Genomic DNA, 18,272 nt, shown 5'->3' with positions numbered 1-18,272 from the left:
TATGGCGTGCTCAAGTCAGGGCAACCTTTCGACCCCAGACTCGCCATTGCGCACTAAGGGGCAAGACGGTATCTACATGTTCGGTGCGGTATCGCGCTCTTGTAGGAGCGAGCTTGCTCGCGAAGCTTTAAGCTTTCGTGGTTTCTGTGCGCCTTGCTTATACCGATGCTCCAGCGCCCGCTTAGCTTTACACCCTGATCCGGTCGTGGTGGCAGAGGTGATTTCAGACGCCTTCCGCCAGGTGCTGGTCCTTCAGCTTCACGTAATTACCCGCGGTATAGCTGAAAAAGCTGCGCTCCTTGTCAGTCAGCCGGCGGGCCTGTTTGGCCGGGCTGCCCACGTAGAGATAGCCGCTTTCCAGCGTCTTGCCCGGCGGCACCAGGCTGCCGGCGCCGATGATGACTTCGTCTTCGACCACCGCGCCGTCCATGACAATCGAACCCATGCCCACCAGAATCCGGCTGCCCAGGGTGCAGCCGTGCTGATCGCCCACAGCCTTGGTTGCCCCACCGTCGCGCTCTGGGCTGCGCACGCCAATGCCGAAGCGCTGCGGCGTGTCTGGCGGATCGGTGAAGCGTGATCCACCCCACAACTGCCGAGCGTCAGCGCGGGTGGGCCGGGCAGCGTCTTGCTTCAGCCCAACGATTACGGTGGGGCCCACGCATCACGCCGCAGCAACGCCGCGGTTGATCTGTTCGATAACCGCCACGATGGCGTCCGCGTCCGCATCTCCAAATGCCCCGTCCAACCCCTCGTAGTGCACGGAAGTGAATGGCGGCTCGTACAGCTGCCCCGGCTCGATGGTGCCGTGCCGCGTCAGGCGCTCGATGATCATCTCGACGAAGCGGATCTGTTGGCTGTTGTAGCGGCTGCCGTCGAGGAACCGCGCGAATGCCTCCAATGCGGCGTTGCGATCCAGCCCCACCAGGGAGCGGATGAATAACGGCAGCGGCTTGTCATTGCCGTAGCACTCGACGAAGCGTTCCCGGCTCTCCACCGGCTCGGATTGATAGACGAAACGCTCCAGTTCTTCGAGGTCTACGGGCGTCAGCGGGCGATTGTGCTTGAGCTTGGCGATGGCCACGTGGTTTTCGTTGGCGCGGATGTAGGCCTCGACCTTCTTTCGGTACTGCGCCAGGTTGATGCCGGTACTGAAGTCCTTGAGCACCACTTCAGTGGCTTCGCCTATCTGGTCGGTCAGCAGCGTGTAGACCGGGTTGGAGGGCTTGCGCTCAATCAGCTGGATCAGGCTGCGTAGCTTGCGCCGCACCCGCTCGATCATCGGCAAGGTGACGTCCTGCCAGAAGTCCTCGCCCTGCACCTCCTGTATCAAATCGAGTTCTGCACGAACGGCCGGGATGCTTTCCAGCAGTTCCAGTTGGCTGGCCAGCTCGCGGATGCGGTCGCGGTAGGCGACGAAGTCATTGCTGGCGCGCAGTACCGCTAGTTGGAGATTGGTACAAAGCAGGTCGAACAGCCGGGCGGTGATGTGCTCGGCCTCGCGCTCGCTGGGCAGGCCGGCCACATGCGCACGCAGGTCGCCCAGCGCCGCGTCGTCCAGCTCATTCCAAACGGTGCGGTCGGCGTAGCGAACCACATGCTCGCGCTCGGTGCGGACGATGAAATTGTCCAGGTTCATCGCCGCGACCTCGCCGTGCAGCTCGTCCGTTACGCCCTGACGCAATCCCTCGAACTGGTCGTAGCCGCCGATGGTTTCGGCGACATCATCCGGCACGCGAGTGTCTTTGCCCGAGAGCAGCGAAAGCAGGTCCAGCCGCGCCTTGAACAGGCGCTTGCCCACCGGTTCGGCGACGCTGCCCGGCGCGCCCTTGGGGTGTTCGTTGAAGTATTCGAAGTTGCCGCAGAAGTCGAAGATGTAGAACTCGCTTTTGTCCACGTCCGGCGCGAACAGATCGGGGCACAACCGCGTGCCGCGACCGATCATCTGCAGAAACTTCACCTTCGAGCGCACCGCCTTGAAGAACACCAGGTTGAGTACCTGCGGCACGTCGATGCCGGTGTCGAGCATGTCCACGGAAATGGCGATCTGCGGCAGCTTGTTTTGCTTGCTGCCGAAGTCATCGATCAGGCTCTGTGCGTACTTCACCGCGTGGGTAATCACGCGGGCGAACTCGCCCTTGTAATGCGGATAGTTGTGGTCGAAGCGACGGGCGATGAATTCGGCATGCTTCTGGTTCACGGCGAAGATGATGGTCTTGCCCAGCTTGTCGCCGCCTTCGACCTTCAGGCCGTGCTGCATGAGGTGCTGCAACATCAAGTCCACGGTGTGCTCGTTGAACAACTGCTTGTTCACCTCGGCCGCCAGCACCTCGGTGGGTGCATCGCCATCTTCGGCGCGGTCGCCCCAGTCCAGCGACTCCCAATGCTCCTTTTCCTCTTCGGTGAGTTGGTCGTAGCGAATGCCCTCGCGCACGAACCGGATCGGTACTGAGTGCGCCTTCGGCGGCACCAGGTAATCTGCCGCGACCGCCTCGTCGAGGCTGTAGGCATCGGTCGGCACGCCCGTTTCGAGGCCGAACAGGTGGTAGGTATCACGATCCACTTCGTCTCGCGGCGTGGCGGTCAGGCCCACTAGATAACTGTCGAAGTAGCGGAAGATCGCCCCGTACTTCTGGTACACGCTGCGGTGAGCCTCGTCGATGATCACCAGATCGAAATGGCCGATGCCATAGCGACGCTGCTCGCCTTCGATCTCGTCAATCAGGCCCATCATGGTGGGGTAGGTCGAGAGGTAGACGCGGCCCTGGCCGTTCTTTTCTGTCACCAGGTTGACCGGGTTGGAATCCGGCAGATAAGCCTTGAAGGCGCCGACGGCCTGATTGACCAGCGCCACGCGGTCGGCCAGGAACAGCACCCGCTTGGCCCAGTTGGCGCGCATCAGCAGCTCCACCAGGGCAATGGCCGTGCGGGTTTTGCCGGTACCGGTCGCCATGGTCAGCAGGCCGGCGCGCCGACCCTGGCTGAATGCTTCGGTCATGGCCCGGATGGCGCGCTGCTGGTACGAGCGCCCGGCGATCTCCGGGTTGACCGGCAGACGGCTCAGGTCGCCTTGCAACTGGCGGCGCTGTACCGCCAGTTCCAGCTCCTCACGGGTATAGAAGCCCTGCACCTCGCGCGGTGGCGCCCGACGGTCGTCCCACAGCCAGGTGTGGTTGCCGTTGGAATAGAAAATCAGCGGCCGCTGGCCCTTCTCGGCCTCCAGGCAGTCGGCATAGAGCTTGGCCTGTTGCCGGCCGATGTCGGCGTCCTTCAGGCTGCGTTTGGCTTCCACCACGGCCAGCGGCTTGCCATCGGTGCCCCACAACACATAGTCGGCAAAGCCTTCTTCCTTGCTGTTGGGCATGCCCTTGAGCGGCACCTCGATGGAAAGACTCTTACCCGCCACCCAGCCGGCTTCGCGCAGCAGCACGTCGATGAAGAAGCGGCGCGTGTCCGCCTCGTCATAATCGTGGGTATCGGGCACCGCGATATTGGCCGACTTGGCCACGGCCAGCTCGGCGCGCTTGGCTGCCAGTTCGGCGTCCAGCTGCGCGAGCAACGCTTCGCGCTCGGCCAGGGTTGCGGCCTGCTCGGCGATGGCCGCTTCACGCTTCTCCAGCTCAAGGTGTTGGTCCTTGAGCTGTTGCTGGAAGCGCTCTTCCTGCTTCTTCAGCTCGGTACGGGTGAAGGCGGCAGCGTCGCTGGTGCTCACCAGCTGCGGCACGCGCTTTTCATCGAAGCTGGCAGCGATGCTCTTCGGGTCGCTCTTGCGGGTGTAGGTGCGTGCCAGCCAGAACAGCACATGGAACAACTCGCGCACCAGCTTCATCGAGTCACTGAAACCAACCGCGCCGTTGCCATGCACCGCCTGGTTACCCATGCGCTGGATCAGGCGCATCTTCTGGTGCACTTGCACCGGTATCAGTGCCTCGAATTCCCGGTCCGTCAGCAGCACGTTGAGGCTACGGTCATACGGCATGCGCAGGTCGCGGTCGTTCTCGTATAGCCAGTGCACCGTCTGCTCCAAGGCATGGCGGGTGCGCATGCAGCAGGCACGTGGATCGGAATAGACCAGTTGCTCGGCCCCTTTAGCCGGTTCGAGCAAGGCTTTGAATTCGGGCTCGAGAAACTGGAAATTGGTCATCGTATAGTCACTTCCTTTGTACGGCGGGCTTGCGCCTTCCAGGGGCCGGACCTAAGCTCGCGGCAAATGGATTGGGGGTTCCCGGTCGGCGTTATGGCCTCGGTGCGATCACCGGGGCCTTTCGCTTTTCAGAGGCGGAATATGGGTCAAGGCTGTTCGTCTTCCGTGCTGCGGTATGCCTGCATCTGGTGTGTAGGAGCTGTGGGGAAGGCCAACCGCAAACGGCCCGTTTGCACCAGTTGTTTCAGGTGCTGTTTGCGCAACGAGTCGGCATTTCGCTTCAGTAATTCGGCGAGGCAGCTCCCAGTGACGTAATGACCGCGGCAGACCTGCAAGATGATGCGCTGCATTTCATCGGCATCCAGCTTTCGGTAAGCGCGTGCCGATAAGGCTTCTTCGATGAGCTCTCTATGGAATTCGTCGTCCAGCATTGCCAGGTCGTCGATCATGGGAGCGTCCAGCTTCTCTGTCAGCCTTCTTCCCTGTGTGTCTCTAGGGCAGTCCGTGTCCCCTGTACCACTCAAATGCCCGGAGCTGCCAGCCGAATGTCCGGAGCTGTCGGTCAAATGTCCGGAGCTACCCGCCAAACCTCCGGAGCTACCGACCAAATGTCCGGAGCTATCCGGTAAATGTGTGGAGCTGCCAGCCAAATATGCGGAGCCATCCCCAGTCAAATGTGTGGAGCTGCCGTCCAAATGTCCGAAGCGCTCCGGCAAATGTCCGGAGCTGCCAAACACATCTTCCGGCGTTGGCAGCGCGGCGCCGGGCAGGCAATAAACAGCACCCCGGCCGGGGTTATGGCTTTCTAGAAGCCCCGCGCGTACCAGCCCTTGCAACAGGCGGGATGCTTCCATCGACTGCATCCCGGTCATTTCCATTATTCGCGCATGGCTGATGGTGCGTTCGGAAGCGGCCGCCGCCAGAGTCAGGCGCTCATCATGAGATAGCTGATCGAAAGCCGGGCCGAATTGCCGCCGCAGGGCTGCCAGCACGTCATCCGGCAGCAGATCGACCATGCGCAATTCGAGCAATGTCTGGTTATAGGGCTCATTGCGCTCGAAAAGCGCGGGGGCACGCCAGTGCTGGTCCTTCCAGCCGGCATAGATCTTCGGTATTCCCGAGCCTGCCTGCTCGCCGACTCCGACGAAGCGGAACATCTTGTGCAACGTGCGGTTGCGGCAGTCGTGTTCGCCGCCGTGGATTGCCACTTCCGGTGGCACGCGCATCAGGCCGGGGTTGCGGAAGCCGAACATGTCTGGCCGCTTGACCACCAGCACCGAGGCGCGGTCCGAGTAGTCCGCATGCACCAGCACGTTGGCCAACGCTTCGCGCAGCGCCACATGCACGGGCGTCTCGTCCTGCCGTTCGCCCTTTTCCAGCTTGAACGGCACCTTCAGGTCGGCCGTAAGCTTGAGATAGACCTTGCGGTAGAAGTCGTAGAGATTGCCGGACCATTTGCCATCGAGCGTGACGCGATCCACCCAGCGCAATTCGGTACGGGCTTCGGGCCGCTCCTGATAGTCCAGCATGTAGTTCGGCAGCGCTTCGTGGATGGTGCTCATCCAGCCGAACATCAACAGACCCGCCAACGTCAGCCCTGCCGTGTCGGTTTCCCGGTCACGACGCCAGCCACCGATCTGGCGCAGAAACTCCTGATCGTCCAGCGCATTCCAGGGGTGCGCCGGCTCGCGGTTGGCGAACACCTGCCGGTAGGCGCGCAGCGTTTCTTCGCACAGATCGTCGAGGTGATAGCCCTTGAGAATACGGTCGTCGCGGCTGTCCTCCACCTGTTCGGCGAGCATCCGCTTGACCTCTTCATCGGGCAGCACCCGGTCGCCTTCATTGAGGCGGCGATAGGTATGGCCGAAGGGGTTGGGCGTCAGGTGAACCGGCCGTTGCTTGCGGTTGGCGCGGGGGATCTCCACCACCAGCAGAGTGCGCCCCTCCAGTTCGACCTCCTGAACGGAGGCATCGCTGAGCAGATTGGCGCTGACCTGTTTGCGGTTGTTCAGGTTGTCGAACAGCTCCTTGCGCACCTTGGCCGGGTTGGCGATGCCTTCCAGATGGAACTGCCCCTTCTTCTCCCGCACACCGAGCACCACCACACCGCCGCTGGTATTGGCGAAGGCGCTATAGGTCGGCCAGAAATCCTCCGGCAAGGCGCCCTTGCCGTCACGACCGGCCGCGAGCTTGCATTCGAGGTCGATGGACTCGCGGAGGAGTTCGAGGTCGGCGGGGGAGTGGAGGTCGATCATGATGGTCTTATGCACCCAGTCTACAGTTCGCCGGCGAAGGCGCGGTGTTGCAGGCTGGCGAACAGGGTCTCCTGTTGTGCGGCGTGGTGTTGCAGAATGCCTTTTTGTTGTTCGACGCCTTCGGCGACGCGGGCGAAGCGATGTTGCAGCTCGAGCGGAGGCATTGGCATCGGCAGTTGCCGTAGGCCAGGGCCGCTGAAGTTCTGCTGCGCAGCTTGACGAGACTTCACAGAGATCAGCTTCTGAATTGATTGCGACCGTAATGCGGTGAATATGTATTCCGATAAGACCGACTCATTGAACTGCATTCGTATAAAGTACGCACCTGCGATGCTCGGCGGATCGGATGCTTTGATAAGTGCTACTTTTCCGACGGTCGCACCTGTTCGTGCAAAAATCAAATCTCCAGGCTGTAAGATGAATCGCGCCTGCACGTCTGTATCCACGTCCATTCGAGGCATCGCACTGAAGTTGAGTTCGCCGGTCGGGCTAAGGTCTGTAATTCTGACAATTCTTATTCCACCGGAAGAATATCGTTCGTTATGAAAGCGCGGCCCGTATTGCATTTCTAGTACCGAATCCCCAAGCGTGTGGCCAGGCCATTTCTTCGGATTTGTCACCGGGTCGCCAAACATTTCTAAGAACACAGATTGCAACAGCTGATCGAGCTTGGCGATGGCTTCGCGGCGCTTGGCGCGCAGCGCGTCGGCCTTGTCCAGAATCGCTGCGATGCGGCGTTGTTCGGGTAGCGGAGGGAGTGGAATCAAAACCTTTTTGACCAGCTCCGTATTTAGGTTTTTAACGACTGCTCCCGCTGCAAGAGATGCGAATTTTCTGTACGTCTGCTCACTGCCTAGGAGGTGAAAAAAATAGTCTTGGTCGATGACATCCTTGTTGCTGCTTAGGACTAGCCATCCATCATGAATGCACCCTGAGGTTTTGAGAATATATGGACGACCGAAGCTCATAGAGTTGGTTAGAAGAAAGTCTCCTGGGTACACCATGCGCGACTTTGAAACGCCGGATTTCTTGATCTTCTTTTCAGTGTGCGTGATGTATTTGGAACTGTTAGACGCGTCTCGAATGGATATCCAATTTACTCCGTCTGGGTCATCGGTAATGTAGTCGTCAATCGGTCTTGGAGAGCCGCCACGGGCAACCTCGAATACATCGCCGAGAGATACTGTAGGCCAGCTCATCGCAGCATCCCCTCCAACTCATCCATCCCCCGCATAATCTCCGCCTCCAGCTCTTTCAACTCCGCCAATATCTTCTGCGGCGGTTCATGCTCGACCTGCTCATATACCACTTGCTTGTAGCGGTTGATGGAAAGGTCGTAGTCGTTGCCGACGATTTCGGCCTTGGGGACGAGGAAGCTTTGGTCGGTGCGCTGGCGAGTGGCTTCGTCGCTGGCAGCCCTCACCCCTAGCCCCTCTCCCAGGGGGAGAGGGGAGCTAACGGACTGCCAGCGCGCCAAAAGGTCCGGCAGGTTGTTGCATTCGTGTTTGCTCGCATCCAGCGGGTTGCGTTTGTCGTCCAGCGAGAAGCCGTCGGCCTGCATGTTGTAGAACCAGACGTTATCGGTGCCGCCGCTGTTGGTCTTGGTGAACAGCAGGATGGCGGTGGAGACGCCGGCGTAGGGGCGGAATACGCCGGAGGGCATGGAGACGATGCCGTCGAGCTTGTGGTCTTCCACCAGCAGTTTGCGCAGGGTCTTGTGCGCCTTGCTGGAGCCGAACAGCACGCCGTCCGGCACGATCACCGCGGCGCGGCCGCCGGTTTTCAAGAGGCGCAGGAAGAGGGCGAGAAACAGGAGTTCGGTCTTCTTGGTCTTGACGATGTCCTGCAGGTCCTTGGCGCAGCTCTCATAGTCCAGACTGCCGGCGAAGGGTGGGTTGGCGAGGATCAAGCTGAACTGGCCCTCGACGCTGGCGTGGCCTTCACTGAGGGAATCGCGGTTTTCGATGGCGGGGTTTTCCACGCCGTGCAGCAGCATGTTCATGGAGCCGACGCGCAGCATGGTGCTGTCGAAGTCGAAGCCGTGGAAGGTCTCGTGGTTGAAGCGTTTGGCCGACTCCGTATCGCGGTAAATCTCGTCGCGGTGGTGCCTGTCCAGGTATTCCGCCGCAGCCACGAGGAAGCCCGCGGTGCCGCAGGCCGGGTCGCAGATGGTGTCGCTGGGGCGCGGCGCCATCATCTCGACCATAAGCTTGATGATGTGGCGCGGCGTGCGGAACTGGCCGTTCTGCCCGGCGCTGGCGATCTTGCCGAGCATGTATTCGTAGAGGTCGCCCTTGGTGTCGCGATCCTCCATGGGGATGGCGTCAAGCATGTCCACCACCTTGGCCAGCAGGCCCGGCGTGGGAATGGTGAAGCGCGCATCCTTCATATGCGTCGAATAAGTGGATTCGCCGTCTTCGCTGCCGAGGCTCTTGATAAAGGGAAAGACCTTTTCCGAGACCAAGGTGTAGAGGCTGCCCGGATCACCCAGCAGCTTGAACTGCGACCAGCGCAGGTGGGCCTGGTAGGGGTTGAAGATGGGGTTGTCGATGGGCTGGCCGGTGCGCGCGGCTTTCTTTTCCTTCACCGTTTGTAGCTCGTCGAGCCGCTTGATGAACAGCAGGTAGGTCATCTGCTCGATGACCTCCATGGGGTTGGAGATACCGCCGCTCCAGAAGGCGTTCCAGATTTGATCGACTTGGTTCTTGATGCTGCCGGTAATCACAAAAGGTGCTGCCTGACTGGCTGGGAATGGGCGCGAGCTTAAGCGGGGTTGTCGGTATATCAAACACTGTTCAGATGCACAGGTCGCCACTTCGCGCAGATGCGGCTGGTCGCGCGGCAGTGTCGCCATGGGCGCGAGCCCGCGGGCGGGTGGCCGGCTCGATCATTGGCGCCATAGCAAAGGGTGGGAAGATCTTCCGGCTACCCGGCAAACCGCCCGGTGCGATGAATCAGCGTGCCGTCGTGTGCAGACGCCGCGCTAGCGCCTGTGCCGCTTCGATATTCTGCTCGATTATGGCGGCCAGCCAGGCGTCCAGCGGCATGTTTCTCTGAACCTCGCCTCATGATCGCCAGCAAGCTGGCGATCCGCTACGAACACGTCAGTCAGCGTACGCCTGCTCCAGATGCTGATCCTTCAGCTTCACGTAATTGCCCGCGGTGTAGCTGAAGAAGCTGCGCTCCTTGTCGGACAGCGGGCGGGCCTGTTTGGCCGGGCTGCCGACGTAGAGGTAGCCGCTTTGCAGCGTTTTGCCCGGCGGGACCAGGCTGCCGGCGCCGATGATGACTTCGTCTTCGACCACCGCGCCGTCCATCACGATCGAACCCATGCCGACCAGAATCCGGCTGCCCAGGGTGCAGCCGTGCAGCGTGACCTTGTGGCCGACGGTGACTTCGTCGCCGATGGTCAGTGGAAAACCGTCCGGGTTGAACGGGCCGGCATGGGTGATGTGCAGCACGCTGCCGTCCTGAATGCTGGTGCTTTTGCCGATGCGGATGCGGTGCATGTCGCCGCGAATCACAGTCAGCGGCCAGACGGAGCTGTCTTCGCCGATCTCGATGTCGCCGATGAGCAGGGCGCTGGGGTCGACGAAGACGCGCTCGCCGAGCGTCGGTGTGTGCCCCTGGAAGGTTCGGATGCTCATGGATGGCTCCTGTAGGCGAGTGTGTAGGGTGGACAGTCACTGATAGACCTGGCCATCGAGCGTGTTACTGCCGGGACGGAAGAATTCGCCCGGCGTGGCGCCGAACTGTTCGCGAAAGGCGGCGATAAACGCCGACAAGGATTCATAACCACAGCCCAGCGCCACGTCGGTCACCCGCTCGCCGCGCTCCAGCGCCGGCAGGGCGCTGAGCAGCCGCAGTCGCTGGCGCCAGGCGCGAAAGGTCAGGCCGGTTTCACGGAGGAACAGGCGGCTCAGGGTGCGTTCCGAAACGCCCAGTGTAAGACTCCAGTCGGCCAGGCCCTCCTGGGATTCCGGCTGCGCCTGCAGGCTTTTGCACAGGCGGTGCAGACGGGGCTCGGCGGGCAGCGGCAGCACCAGTTCGACCTCCGGTGCGCAACCGAGTTGGTCGAGCAGCACCTGCACCAGTCGTCCTTCTGCACCGTCTTCGGCATAGGCTTCGGGCAGGGTGCTGAAATGTCGGATCAGTTCGCGTAGCAGGGGGCTGACCTGCAGCACGCGGCAATGCTCGGGCGCCTCGCCGGCCACGGCCCGATCGATGTAGAGGCTGCGAATGCAGGTGTCCGGCGCGCAGAACACCTGATGCGTCACGCCGGCCGGAATCCACACCGCGCGCAGTGGCGGGGCGATGAAGCGGCCACGGTCGGTACGCACTTCGAGCACGCCTTCGACCGCATGGGACAGCTGCACCCAGGGGTGACTGTGGCGGTAGCCAAGCTTGAGGTTGGGCGGCGAGTCGAGCTGGCCGTAGACCGGCCGCGGCAGCGTTTTGAGTGCGCCAAGGCGGGTGATCAGTGCGGCCTCTTGTCCGATTGGCGACATTTCATGCCTGCTTGGCGTTAGTCGGAAGGTGGCGCCCACGTTAAGGTCGATGCCTGTCGCCTGCAAGCCCCAAGGAAATCCATATGGCCAAGCTCCGCCTACTCTTCGACAACTTCACCCTGGCCCTGCTCGCCGTGGTTGCCATCGCCACCCTGTTTCCCTGTGAAGGGCGTGGTGCGGTGTTCTTCGAGTGGCTGACGGCAGCTGCCATCGCGCTGCTGTTTTTCATGCACGGTGCCAAACTGTCGCGCGAAGCCATCCTCGCGGGCGCCGGCCACTGGCGTCTGCACCTGCTGGTATTCGCCTGCACCTTCGTCATGTTTCCGCTGCTGGGGCTGGCGCTCAAACCGGTGCTCACCCCGATGGTCGGCGACGAGCTGTACCTGGGCATGCTCTACCTCTGTGCGCTGCCCGCCACCGTGCAATCGGCCATCGCCTTTACCTCACTGGCGCGCGGTAACGTCCCGGCGGCGATTTGCAGCGCGGCGGCGTCCAGCCTGATCGGCATCTTTCTCACGCCGCTGCTGGTCCTGCTGTTGATGGGTGTCGAAGGCGAGAGCGGCTCGACGCTGGATTCCATCGGCAAGATCGTGCTGCAACTGCTGGTGCCCTTTGTCGCCGGGCAGATCGCTCGCCGCTGGATCGGCGCGTGGGTGACGCGCAACAAGACCTGGCTGAAAACCGTGGACCAGAGCTCCATCCTGCTGGTGGTCTACACCGCATTCAGCGGTGCGGTGGTCGATGGCCTCTGGCAAGTCGTGCCGGTTGGGCACCTGATCGGGTTGGTGGTGGCCTGCTGTCTGTTGCTGGCCATCGTGCTGTGGCTGACGGCCATGCTGGCCAAGGTGTTCGGCTTTAATCTGGAAGACCGCATCACCATCCTCTTCGCCGGTTCGAAGAAGAGCCTGGCGACCGGCGTGCCCATGGCGCAGGTGCTGTTCGCCACCAGTGCCGTGGGCATGATCATCCTGCCACTGATGCTGTTTCATCAGATCCAGCTGATGGTCTGCACGGTGCTCGCCCAGCGCTATGCGCGACGCCCCGAATTGCCCGAGCAGACGGCGGTCCAATAACCGGTACGGATGCCCGCAACTCGCGCCGTTTCGTTGTAAATAGAGCCGCTCTATCGCTTCGTTCCCCAGCTGCGCACTCGGGCATTTGTCTTTAACATGCACCGGTGATCATTTATTCAAAAGGGGCAACTGCCGTGACCGATACCAATCCGCTGCTTCGGGAATTCGACCTGCCGCCGTATTCCGAGATACGTCCGGAGCACGTCGAGCCGGCGGTCGATACCGTCCTAGGCGAGAACCGCGTCGCCCTGCAGGAATTGCTCAGCCGCCCCGCCGACAGCCTTGACTGGAGCACCCTGGTGGTCGGCCTCGACGAAATGAACGAACGCCTCAGCCGCGCCTGGGGTCCGGTCAGCCACCTCAATGCGGTGCGCAACAACCCCGAATTGCGCAGTGCCTACGAGGCCTGCTTGCCCAAGCTTTCGGCCTACGCCACCGAGCTGGGTCAGAACGCCGACCTGTTCGCCGCCTACCAGGCGCTGTCGCTGAGCGCCGAGGCCGACGGCTTCGATGTGGCGCAGAAGACCATTCTCGAACACGCGTTGCGTGACTTCCGCCTGTCCGGTATCGACCTGCCGCCGGCCGAGCAGCAGCGCTTCGGCGCGATCAGCATGAAGCTCGCCGAACTGGGCAGCACCTTCTCCAACCAGCTGCTCGACGCGACCCAGGCCTGGACTAAGCACGTCACCGACGAAAGCCTGCTGGCCGGCATTACCGAGTCGTCCAAGGCGCAGATGGCCGAAGCGGCCAAGGCCAAGGAGCTGGACGGTTGGCTGATCAGCCTCGAATTCCCCAGCTACTACGCGGTGATGACCTACGCCGACAATCGCAAGTTGCGCGAAGAGGTCTACGTCGCCTATTCCACCCGCGCCTCCGACCAGGGCCCGAATGCTGGCCAGTTCGACAACGGCCCGGTGATGGAGCAGATCCTCGACCTGCGTCAGGAACTGGCCAAGCTGCTGGGCTTCGGCAATTTTGCCGAGCTGTCGCTGGCCACCAAGATGGCCGAAAGCACCGATCAGGTGCTGGGCTTCCTGCGGGATCTGGCCACGCGCAGCAAACCGTTTGCCGAACGCGACCTGAAGGAGCTGCGCGCCTTCGCCGCCGAGCAGGGCGTCACCGATCTGCAGAGCTGGGACGTCAACTACTTTGGCGAGAAGCTGCGCCAGGCCCGCTACAACCTGAGTCAGGAAGAACTGCGCGCCTATTTCCCGGTGGACAAGGTGCTGTCCGGGCTGTTCGCCATCGTCAAGCGCCTCTACGGCATCGAGATTCACGAGCTGGAAAGCTTCGACGGCTGGCATCCGGACGTGCGTCTGTTCGAAATCCGCGAGAAGGGCGAGCACGTCGGGCGGTTCTTCTTCGACCTCTATGCGCGAGCCAACAAGCGTGGCGGCGCCTGGATGGATGGCGCGCGTGACAAGCGCCGCACCTGCCTCGGGACGCTGCAGACGCCGGTGGCCAATCTGGTTTGCAACTTCACCCCGCCAGTGGGAGAGCGCCCGGCGTTGCTGACCCACGATGAGGTCACCACGCTGTTCCACGAGTTCGGCCATGGCCTGCACCACCTGTTGACTCAGGTCGAGCATGCCGGCGCCTCGGGCATCAATGGTGTGGCCTGGGACGCGGTCGAGCTGCCGAGCCAGTTTATGGAAAACTGGTGCTGGGAGCCCGAAGGCCTGGCGCTGATCTCCGGCCACTACCAGACCGGCGAAACGCTGCCGCAGGATCTGCTCGACAAGATGCTGGCGGCGAAGAACTTCCAGTCCGGCCTGATGATGGTGCGTCAGCTGGAGTTCTCACTGTTCGACTTCGAGCTGCACGCCACTCACGGAGACGGCCGCAGCGTGCTCCAGGTGCTGGAAAGCATCCGCGAGGAGGTGTCGGTGATGCGTCCGCCTGCCAGCAACCGCTTTCCCAACAGCTTTGCGCACATCTTCTCCGGTGGTTATGCGGCGGGGTACTACAGCTACAAGTGGGCTGAGGTGCTGTCGTCCGACGCCTTCTCGCGCTTCGAGGAAGAGGGCGTCTTCAACGCCGACACCGGGCGTGCCTTCCGCGAAGCCATTCTGGCGCGTGGCGGCTCGCAGGAGCCGATGGTGCTGTTCGTCGACTTCCGTGGTCGTGAGCCGTCTACCGATGCGCTGCTGCGTCACCTCGGCCTCACCGAGGAAGTGGCATGAGCGACGCGCCGAAGGTGACCACCAAGCGCTTCATCGCCGGGGCCGTATGCCCGGCGTGCAGCGCCAGCGACAGCATCAAGATGTGGGACGTCGATGGCGTTCCACATCGCGAATGCGTCGAGTGCGGCTACGCTGACACCCTCAATGCCCAAGGCCAATCCGTGCCGTCGGAGCTGGGTACGCGGGTCAACCAGGCCAAGCCCAAGGCGCCCGATCCGCAGGTGCAGGCCGTGCAGTTTTTCCCCAATCCCAAGCTAAAGAAAAAAACCGACTGAACCGAGAGCGGCTTGCCATGTGGCACATCACCTGTGGCGACCTCGCCGCGGAGAGCGTTCGGCCGCTGCTGGCTGACGGCAGCGAGGTGCGGGTGCTGCGCGACGACTTGGCCGTCGGGCCTCTTGCGGATATCGAGACCCCGCCATGCGCCGAACGCGTGGCGTTCTGGGAAGGCGTCTGGCCGACCGGTATGACGCCGCGTCCCGACTTCGCTGGTGTAGCAGCCGACGCCGAGTGGTTGGTGGCATTGGCCAGCCATTCCAGGCCCGTGACTGTCTGGCATGGCGACAGCGCGTCCGAGCAACTGATGCTCGCTCGCGTGGCTGCGGCCCTCGAAGGCTCGGCGTTGCCAATCCAAGAGGTCGTCTGCGGTACGGGCGACAGCCGGGTGAGCACGCGCATGGCGGTGTCGATGCGTGCGCCCGAGACCCTGGCCGCGCTTTATCAGCCGCGCCTCGTCGAACCAGTGCGCATCGCCGACCTCGCTAACCAATGGCGGGCCGCCGTTGAAGAGAACGCAGCGATAAGGCGTTGGATCGATGGGCGTTTCCACGGTGAGGATCATCAGCGAATCGACCACCAGCTGACCGAAGCCTGCAGCCAGGACAATAGGCCACTGGCCCGCGTCATGGCCGAAGTGATGGGCGACTGCGACGGGATTTTCGCCACCGACATGTACCTCTACTGGCGCGCGCGGGAGCTGGCGCGGCAGGGTGTCCTCGCGCTGGGCGGTGATAAGGGCGAGGGTTATCAAAGCGTGCAGGTACGGCGCCTCTGATTGGGAAAGTCCAGATCGCGTCTATGCTGCCTTCGACGCTGATCGTGGCAGGTGAGTGGTCTTGCCAAGCTCAAAGAAGAACATTGAGTTATGGGTATAGGAACAGCAGCTCGGAGATTGGTAATGAAAGATGATTTTGAACTCGAGATGAGCGCTCTATGCCAGAAACTGACTGCTGACGGGAGAACCGTCGAGGTGGAAATTTACCGTGGCGATAAAGGAGGCTGGCTTTTAGAAGTGGTCGATGAGTTTGGAACTTCCACGGTGTGGGACGACGAATTTGATACAGACGGCGCAGCCCTGGAAGAAGTACTGGCCACTATCCGGGATGAGGGTATCGAGGCTCTGATCGGCGTTAGCCCATAGGTTAAGTGAAACAGCCCCATAACCAGTCACTGCACGAGACCACATTTTCGCCGCTCCGCTGCTACAAACTGGTCCGTGAGTTCGGACGCTATCAACCTGAAACTCCTGCTGCCAGTTAGCATTTTATCCTCAGGCGTTTCGCCACCTTCTCCATGCTGAATGCCGCTTTGAAAGGTACACGCCATGAAAGGATTCTTGCCGCTGGTGTCTTTTTGCCTGCTTGTCCAGTTGCCGATGTACGCGCTTGGCGAGCCAAGGGTTAAGGCCCTCGAAGCCACGCGTAGCGAATGGTCGACCTATCGCTTCCCACTGTTCAAAGGCGCATCGCCTGCGCTGGATCGAATTAATACCTACCTCCACGTGCTTGAGTTTGACGGTTTGCCCGCCAGGTTTGAGCAGTCTCCGTTTGAGCAGGTCTGGCCAAAGGAGGATGTGGGGCCGGGGGTGACGAGCCTGGATTACGAAATCCATGAGCAGAACGCAGGGTTCGTTTCGGTGGACATCATGAGCGAGTACGTGGGCGCTTATCTCAGCCTGGGTAATCGCAGTTATGCGTTCGATCTGGCCGATGGGCAACCGCTCACCTTGCCGGCCTTGTTAAGCGAGCCGGGTTTGCAGCGTCTGCAGAAGCGGATCAGCGAAGCCCGAGTGGCCCGCATCGAGGATTTTCTCGCTCAACTGGCAACGGACACTCCCGGTGAAGATGCCGAGACGGTTGCCATACAGCGCGATATGTATGAGCGCTGCTTGCCGCTCATACGTGATGCGGGTATCGAGCATGACAGGCTTGTGCTCGAACAAACGCAGCTCACGCTGATTGCAGGTCGATGCTCTGCCCATGCGATACGCGCACTGGATGATCTTGGGCCGTTTTCCAACAGCTTCGCTTATGCCGATCTCACCGACGATCTAAGCCCATACGGTCGTTGCCTGTTGTTGAAGCAGCGAGGCGATTGCGCGAAGCTCCGCAAGCCTCAAATCGCTGGCGTTTACCACCGCGATATCAATCATCGCCGAGCGACACTGGTCATCACGCCACCGAGCGCCGATGGTGCATCCAGAGCTCTGTATTTCCGCGACGATACGGCTCGCATGGCCGAACTTTCGCTTCAGCATTCCGACGATGGGAATCTCGCCAAGCTTAGAAACTTGGCAGACGACGCTGCGATAGCCGAGCTTCGGCTTGGCCACGATGGCCAGCTCAGCGGAACCTGGCAAGGAGTAGAAGGGCCGCAATCGTTGGAGTTGCGCTGAACCTCAAATAACGCTGGTCGGGGCTGACACACGTTTGAGTTGTTCTCGTGTACTGTACGTATAGACAGTATTCGAGGCTTGCACATGTCCACACCATCTCCCACTCCTCGCGGCCGTGGCACTGCCATCAATCCGGACAACCGCTTCGCCCCCACCCGTAGCGAGGCGTATGACGACGGCTGGGAACAGGATGTGCCACCGACGCGCGCCACCGAGGTACGCTTCGAAACAGCCAAGACCGTGCTCACCCGCAACCAGTCACCGGATGTCGGCTTCGATCGTTCGGTAAACCCCTATCGTGGCTGTGAACATGGCTGCATCTACTGCTTCGCGCGGCCCAGCCATGCCTATTGGGACATGTCGCCAGGGATCGATTTCGAGACACGGTTGATCGCCAAGACCAACCTTGCCGAGCGCCTGGAGCAGGAGCTGAGCAAGCCCGGTTACGTGCCGCAGCCCATCGCGCTAGGGGTGAATACCGATGCCTATCAGCCGCTCGAGCGCGAGCAACGATTGACGCGCCAGGCACTGGAAATTCTGCTGCGTTTCAAGCATCCGGTTCACATCATCACCAAGGGCTCGCTGGTGCTGCGCGATCTGGATCTGTTGGTGCCGCTGGCCGAGCAACGGCTGGTCAGCGTCTCGGTCAGCCTCACTACGTTGGACGACGAGCTCAAGCGCATCATGGAACCTCGTGCCGCGTCCCCCGCGGCACGGCTGCGGGTGTTGCGGACCCTGCATGAAGCGGGCGTACCGGTCAGCGTGATGTGCGCGCCGATGATTCCGATGGTTAATGACATGGAGCTGGAGCGCATGCTCGAAGCCGCGCGGGAGGCCGGTGCTCGCTCGGCCGGCTACGTGCTGCTGCGGTTGCCGCATGAAGTGGCCACGCTGTTCGACGAGTGGCTGCAGGAGCATTTCCCACAGCGTGCCGCGCATGTCATGAGCCTGGTACGGCAGTCGCGCGGTGGCAAGGATTACGACAGCCGCTTCGGCAGCCGCATGCGCGGCGAAGGGCAGTTCGCTCAGCTCTTGGCGCAGCGCTTCCAGCTGGCCTGCAAGCGGTTGGGCTACAACCGCCGCGACCAGAATTACGGTCTCGATTGCAGTCGCTTCGCGCCGCCCGGGCAGCAGATGAGCCTGATCTAAAGCCTATAGAGAGTAGGTTTCGGTTCGCCAGCAAGCTGGCTGCTACAGGGAGCAAGGTGCCGGAAAGAAGCGCTGGCTCGTGTGCGGCTGCTGTAGGAGCGAGCTTGCTCGCGAATAGCTCTCGCTCAAGCTGTCCGAGGCAGCGCTTGCATCACTCTGACAGGACGGCGGGAACTAATCACAGCGGTGACGCCCTCATTGTCAGGTAAGGGCGCGCTTGGGACGCGTTCTCTGATTGCAGCGCATCGGCGACCCCGATGCGCTGCTGCTCGTTCTGGAGGACTGA

The 18,272-nt window shown here is 61.6% G+C and carries 14 protein-coding genes; 7 read left to right on the top strand and 7 right to left on the bottom strand.

The annotated features are described in order from the left end of the window. Nucleotides 1–223: 223 nt before the first annotated feature. The 7 genes from AAGW23_RS17635 to AAGW23_RS17600 all read right to left on the bottom strand — a co-directional run bounded on the left by AAGW23_RS17635 (nucleotide 224) and on the right by AAGW23_RS17600 (nucleotide 10,907). Nucleotides 224–592 (bottom strand): gamma carbonic anhydrase family protein, encoded by a 369-nt coding sequence (locus AAGW23_RS17635; RefSeq protein WP_425540837.1) that lies wholly within the window; start codon nucleotides 590–592, stop codon nucleotides 224–226. 72 nt (nucleotides 593–664) lie between these two features. Next, entirely contained in the window at nucleotides 665–4,144 is a 3,480-nt protein-coding gene (locus AAGW23_RS17625; protein WP_342407630.1) for a DEAD/DEAH box helicase family protein, read from the bottom strand. 146 nt (nucleotides 4,145–4,290) lie between these two features. After that, nucleotides 4,291–6,399, bottom strand: a complete 2,109-nt coding sequence (locus AAGW23_RS17620; RefSeq protein WP_342407629.1) for an RNA-binding domain-containing protein — start codon at nucleotides 6,397–6,399, stop codon at nucleotides 4,291–4,293. 20 nt (nucleotides 6,400–6,419) lie between these two features. Continuing rightward, nucleotides 6,420–7,598: a restriction endonuclease subunit S gene (locus AAGW23_RS17615; protein ID WP_342407628.1), complete on the bottom strand. Its 1,179-nt coding sequence runs from the start codon at nucleotides 7,596–7,598 to the stop codon at nucleotides 6,420–6,422. Beyond that, complete coding sequence (locus AAGW23_RS17610; protein WP_342407627.1) at nucleotides 7,595–9,124, bottom strand: class I SAM-dependent DNA methyltransferase; 1,530 nt, start codon at nucleotides 9,122–9,124, stop codon at nucleotides 7,595–7,597. Before AAGW23_RS17610 ends, AAGW23_RS17615 begins: the two co-directional genes overlap by 4 nt. Before the next feature lie 379 nt (nucleotides 9,125–9,503). Further along, the gene (locus AAGW23_RS17605; RefSeq protein ID WP_342407626.1) at nucleotides 9,504–10,046 is read right to left on the bottom strand and encodes a gamma carbonic anhydrase family protein; all 543 of its coding nucleotides are present in this window, start codon (nucleotides 10,044–10,046) and stop codon (nucleotides 9,504–9,506) included. A 36-nt stretch (nucleotides 10,047–10,082) separates the two neighbouring features. Beyond that, the gene (locus AAGW23_RS17600) at nucleotides 10,083–10,907 is read right to left on the bottom strand and encodes a helix-turn-helix transcriptional regulator (protein WP_342407625.1); all 825 of its coding nucleotides are present in this window, start codon (nucleotides 10,905–10,907) and stop codon (nucleotides 10,083–10,085) included. An 83-nt stretch (nucleotides 10,908–10,990) separates the two neighbouring features. Here AAGW23_RS17600 and AAGW23_RS17595 point away from each other — a divergent pair, with 83 nt between their 5' ends. The 7 genes from AAGW23_RS17595 (at nucleotide 10,991) to AAGW23_RS17565 (ending at nucleotide 17,986) form a co-directional block, all read left to right on the top strand. Continuing rightward, a complete protein-coding gene (locus AAGW23_RS17595; RefSeq protein WP_342407624.1) occupies nucleotides 10,991–11,980 on the top strand; it encodes a bile acid:sodium symporter family protein in 990 nt (329 codons plus the stop codon). A 134-nt stretch (nucleotides 11,981–12,114) separates the two neighbouring features. Continuing rightward, nucleotides 12,115–14,163 carry an oligopeptidase A gene (gene prlC, locus AAGW23_RS17590; RefSeq protein WP_342407623.1) on the top strand — a complete coding sequence of 683 codons (2,049 nt, stop codon included), beginning with the start codon at nucleotides 12,115–12,117 and terminating at the stop codon, nucleotides 14,161–14,163. After that, nucleotides 14,160–14,438, top strand: a complete 279-nt coding sequence (locus tag AAGW23_RS17585) for a YheV family putative zinc ribbon protein (protein ID WP_342407622.1) — start codon at nucleotides 14,160–14,162, stop codon at nucleotides 14,436–14,438. Before prlC ends, AAGW23_RS17585 begins: the two co-directional genes overlap by 4 nt. A 17-nt stretch (nucleotides 14,439–14,455) precedes the next feature. Continuing rightward, nucleotides 14,456–15,217 (top strand): DUF1835 domain-containing protein, encoded by a 762-nt coding sequence (locus tag AAGW23_RS17580; RefSeq protein WP_342407621.1) that lies wholly within the window; start codon nucleotides 14,456–14,458, stop codon nucleotides 15,215–15,217. A 123-nt stretch (nucleotides 15,218–15,340) separates the two neighbouring features. After that, on the top strand, nucleotides 15,341–15,583 hold the full coding sequence (locus AAGW23_RS17575) for a hypothetical protein (RefSeq protein ID WP_342407620.1): 243 nt from the start codon (nucleotides 15,341–15,343) through the stop codon (nucleotides 15,581–15,583). 183 nt (nucleotides 15,584–15,766) lie between these two features. Next, on the top strand, nucleotides 15,767–16,837 hold the full coding sequence (locus tag AAGW23_RS17570) for a hypothetical protein (RefSeq protein WP_342407619.1): 1,071 nt from the start codon (nucleotides 15,767–15,769) through the stop codon (nucleotides 16,835–16,837). An 84-nt stretch (nucleotides 16,838–16,921) separates the two neighbouring features. Next, nucleotides 16,922–17,986, top strand: a complete 1,065-nt coding sequence (locus AAGW23_RS17565; RefSeq protein WP_342407618.1) for a PA0069 family radical SAM protein — start codon at nucleotides 16,922–16,924, stop codon at nucleotides 17,984–17,986. The last annotated feature ends 286 nt before the right edge of the window (nucleotides 17,987–18,272 follow it).

It is taken from the genome of Stutzerimonas chloritidismutans, assembly GCF_038562055.1.
In the GTDB taxonomy this organism is placed as follows: Bacteria; Pseudomonadota; Gammaproteobacteria; order Pseudomonadales; family Pseudomonadaceae; genus Stutzerimonas; species Stutzerimonas chloritidismutans_A.
This window is presented reverse-complemented; position numbering and strand designations above follow the sequence as displayed.

Bases quoted from the DNA above. Each gene is read 5' to 3' on its own strand.
- AAGW23_RS17625 (WP_342407630.1), bottom strand. From the start codon at position 4,144: ATGACCAATTTCCAGTTTCTCGAGCCCGAATTCAAAGCCTTGCTCGAA.
- AAGW23_RS17620 (WP_342407629.1), bottom strand. From the start codon at position 6,399: ATGATCGACCTCCACTCCCCCGCCGACCTCGAACTCCTCCGCGAGTCC.
- AAGW23_RS17615 (WP_342407628.1), bottom strand. From the start codon at position 7,598: ATGAGCTGGCCTACAGTATCTCTCGGCGATGTATTCGAGGTTGCCCGT.
- AAGW23_RS17605 (WP_342407626.1), bottom strand. From the start codon at position 10,046: ATGAGCATCCGAACCTTCCAGGGGCACACACCGACGCTCGGCGAGCGC.
- AAGW23_RS17600 (WP_342407625.1), bottom strand. From the start codon at position 10,907: ATGTCGCCAATCGGACAAGAGGCCGCACTGATCACCCGCCTTGGCGCA.
- AAGW23_RS17595 (WP_342407624.1), top strand. From the start codon at position 10,991: ATGGCCAAGCTCCGCCTACTCTTCGACAACTTCACCCTGGCCCTGCTC.
- AAGW23_RS17585 (WP_342407622.1), top strand. From the start codon at position 14,160: ATGAGCGACGCGCCGAAGGTGACCACCAAGCGCTTCATCGCCGGGGCC.
- AAGW23_RS17580 (WP_342407621.1), top strand. From the start codon at position 14,456: ATGTGGCACATCACCTGTGGCGACCTCGCCGCGGAGAGCGTTCGGCCG.
- AAGW23_RS17575 (WP_342407620.1), top strand. From the start codon at position 15,341: ATGAAAGATGATTTTGAACTCGAGATGAGCGCTCTATGCCAGAAACTG.
- AAGW23_RS17570 (WP_342407619.1), top strand. From the start codon at position 15,767: ATGAAAGGATTCTTGCCGCTGGTGTCTTTTTGCCTGCTTGTCCAGTTG.
- AAGW23_RS17565 (WP_342407618.1), top strand. From the start codon at position 16,922: ATGTCCACACCATCTCCCACTCCTCGCGGCCGTGGCACTGCCATCAAT.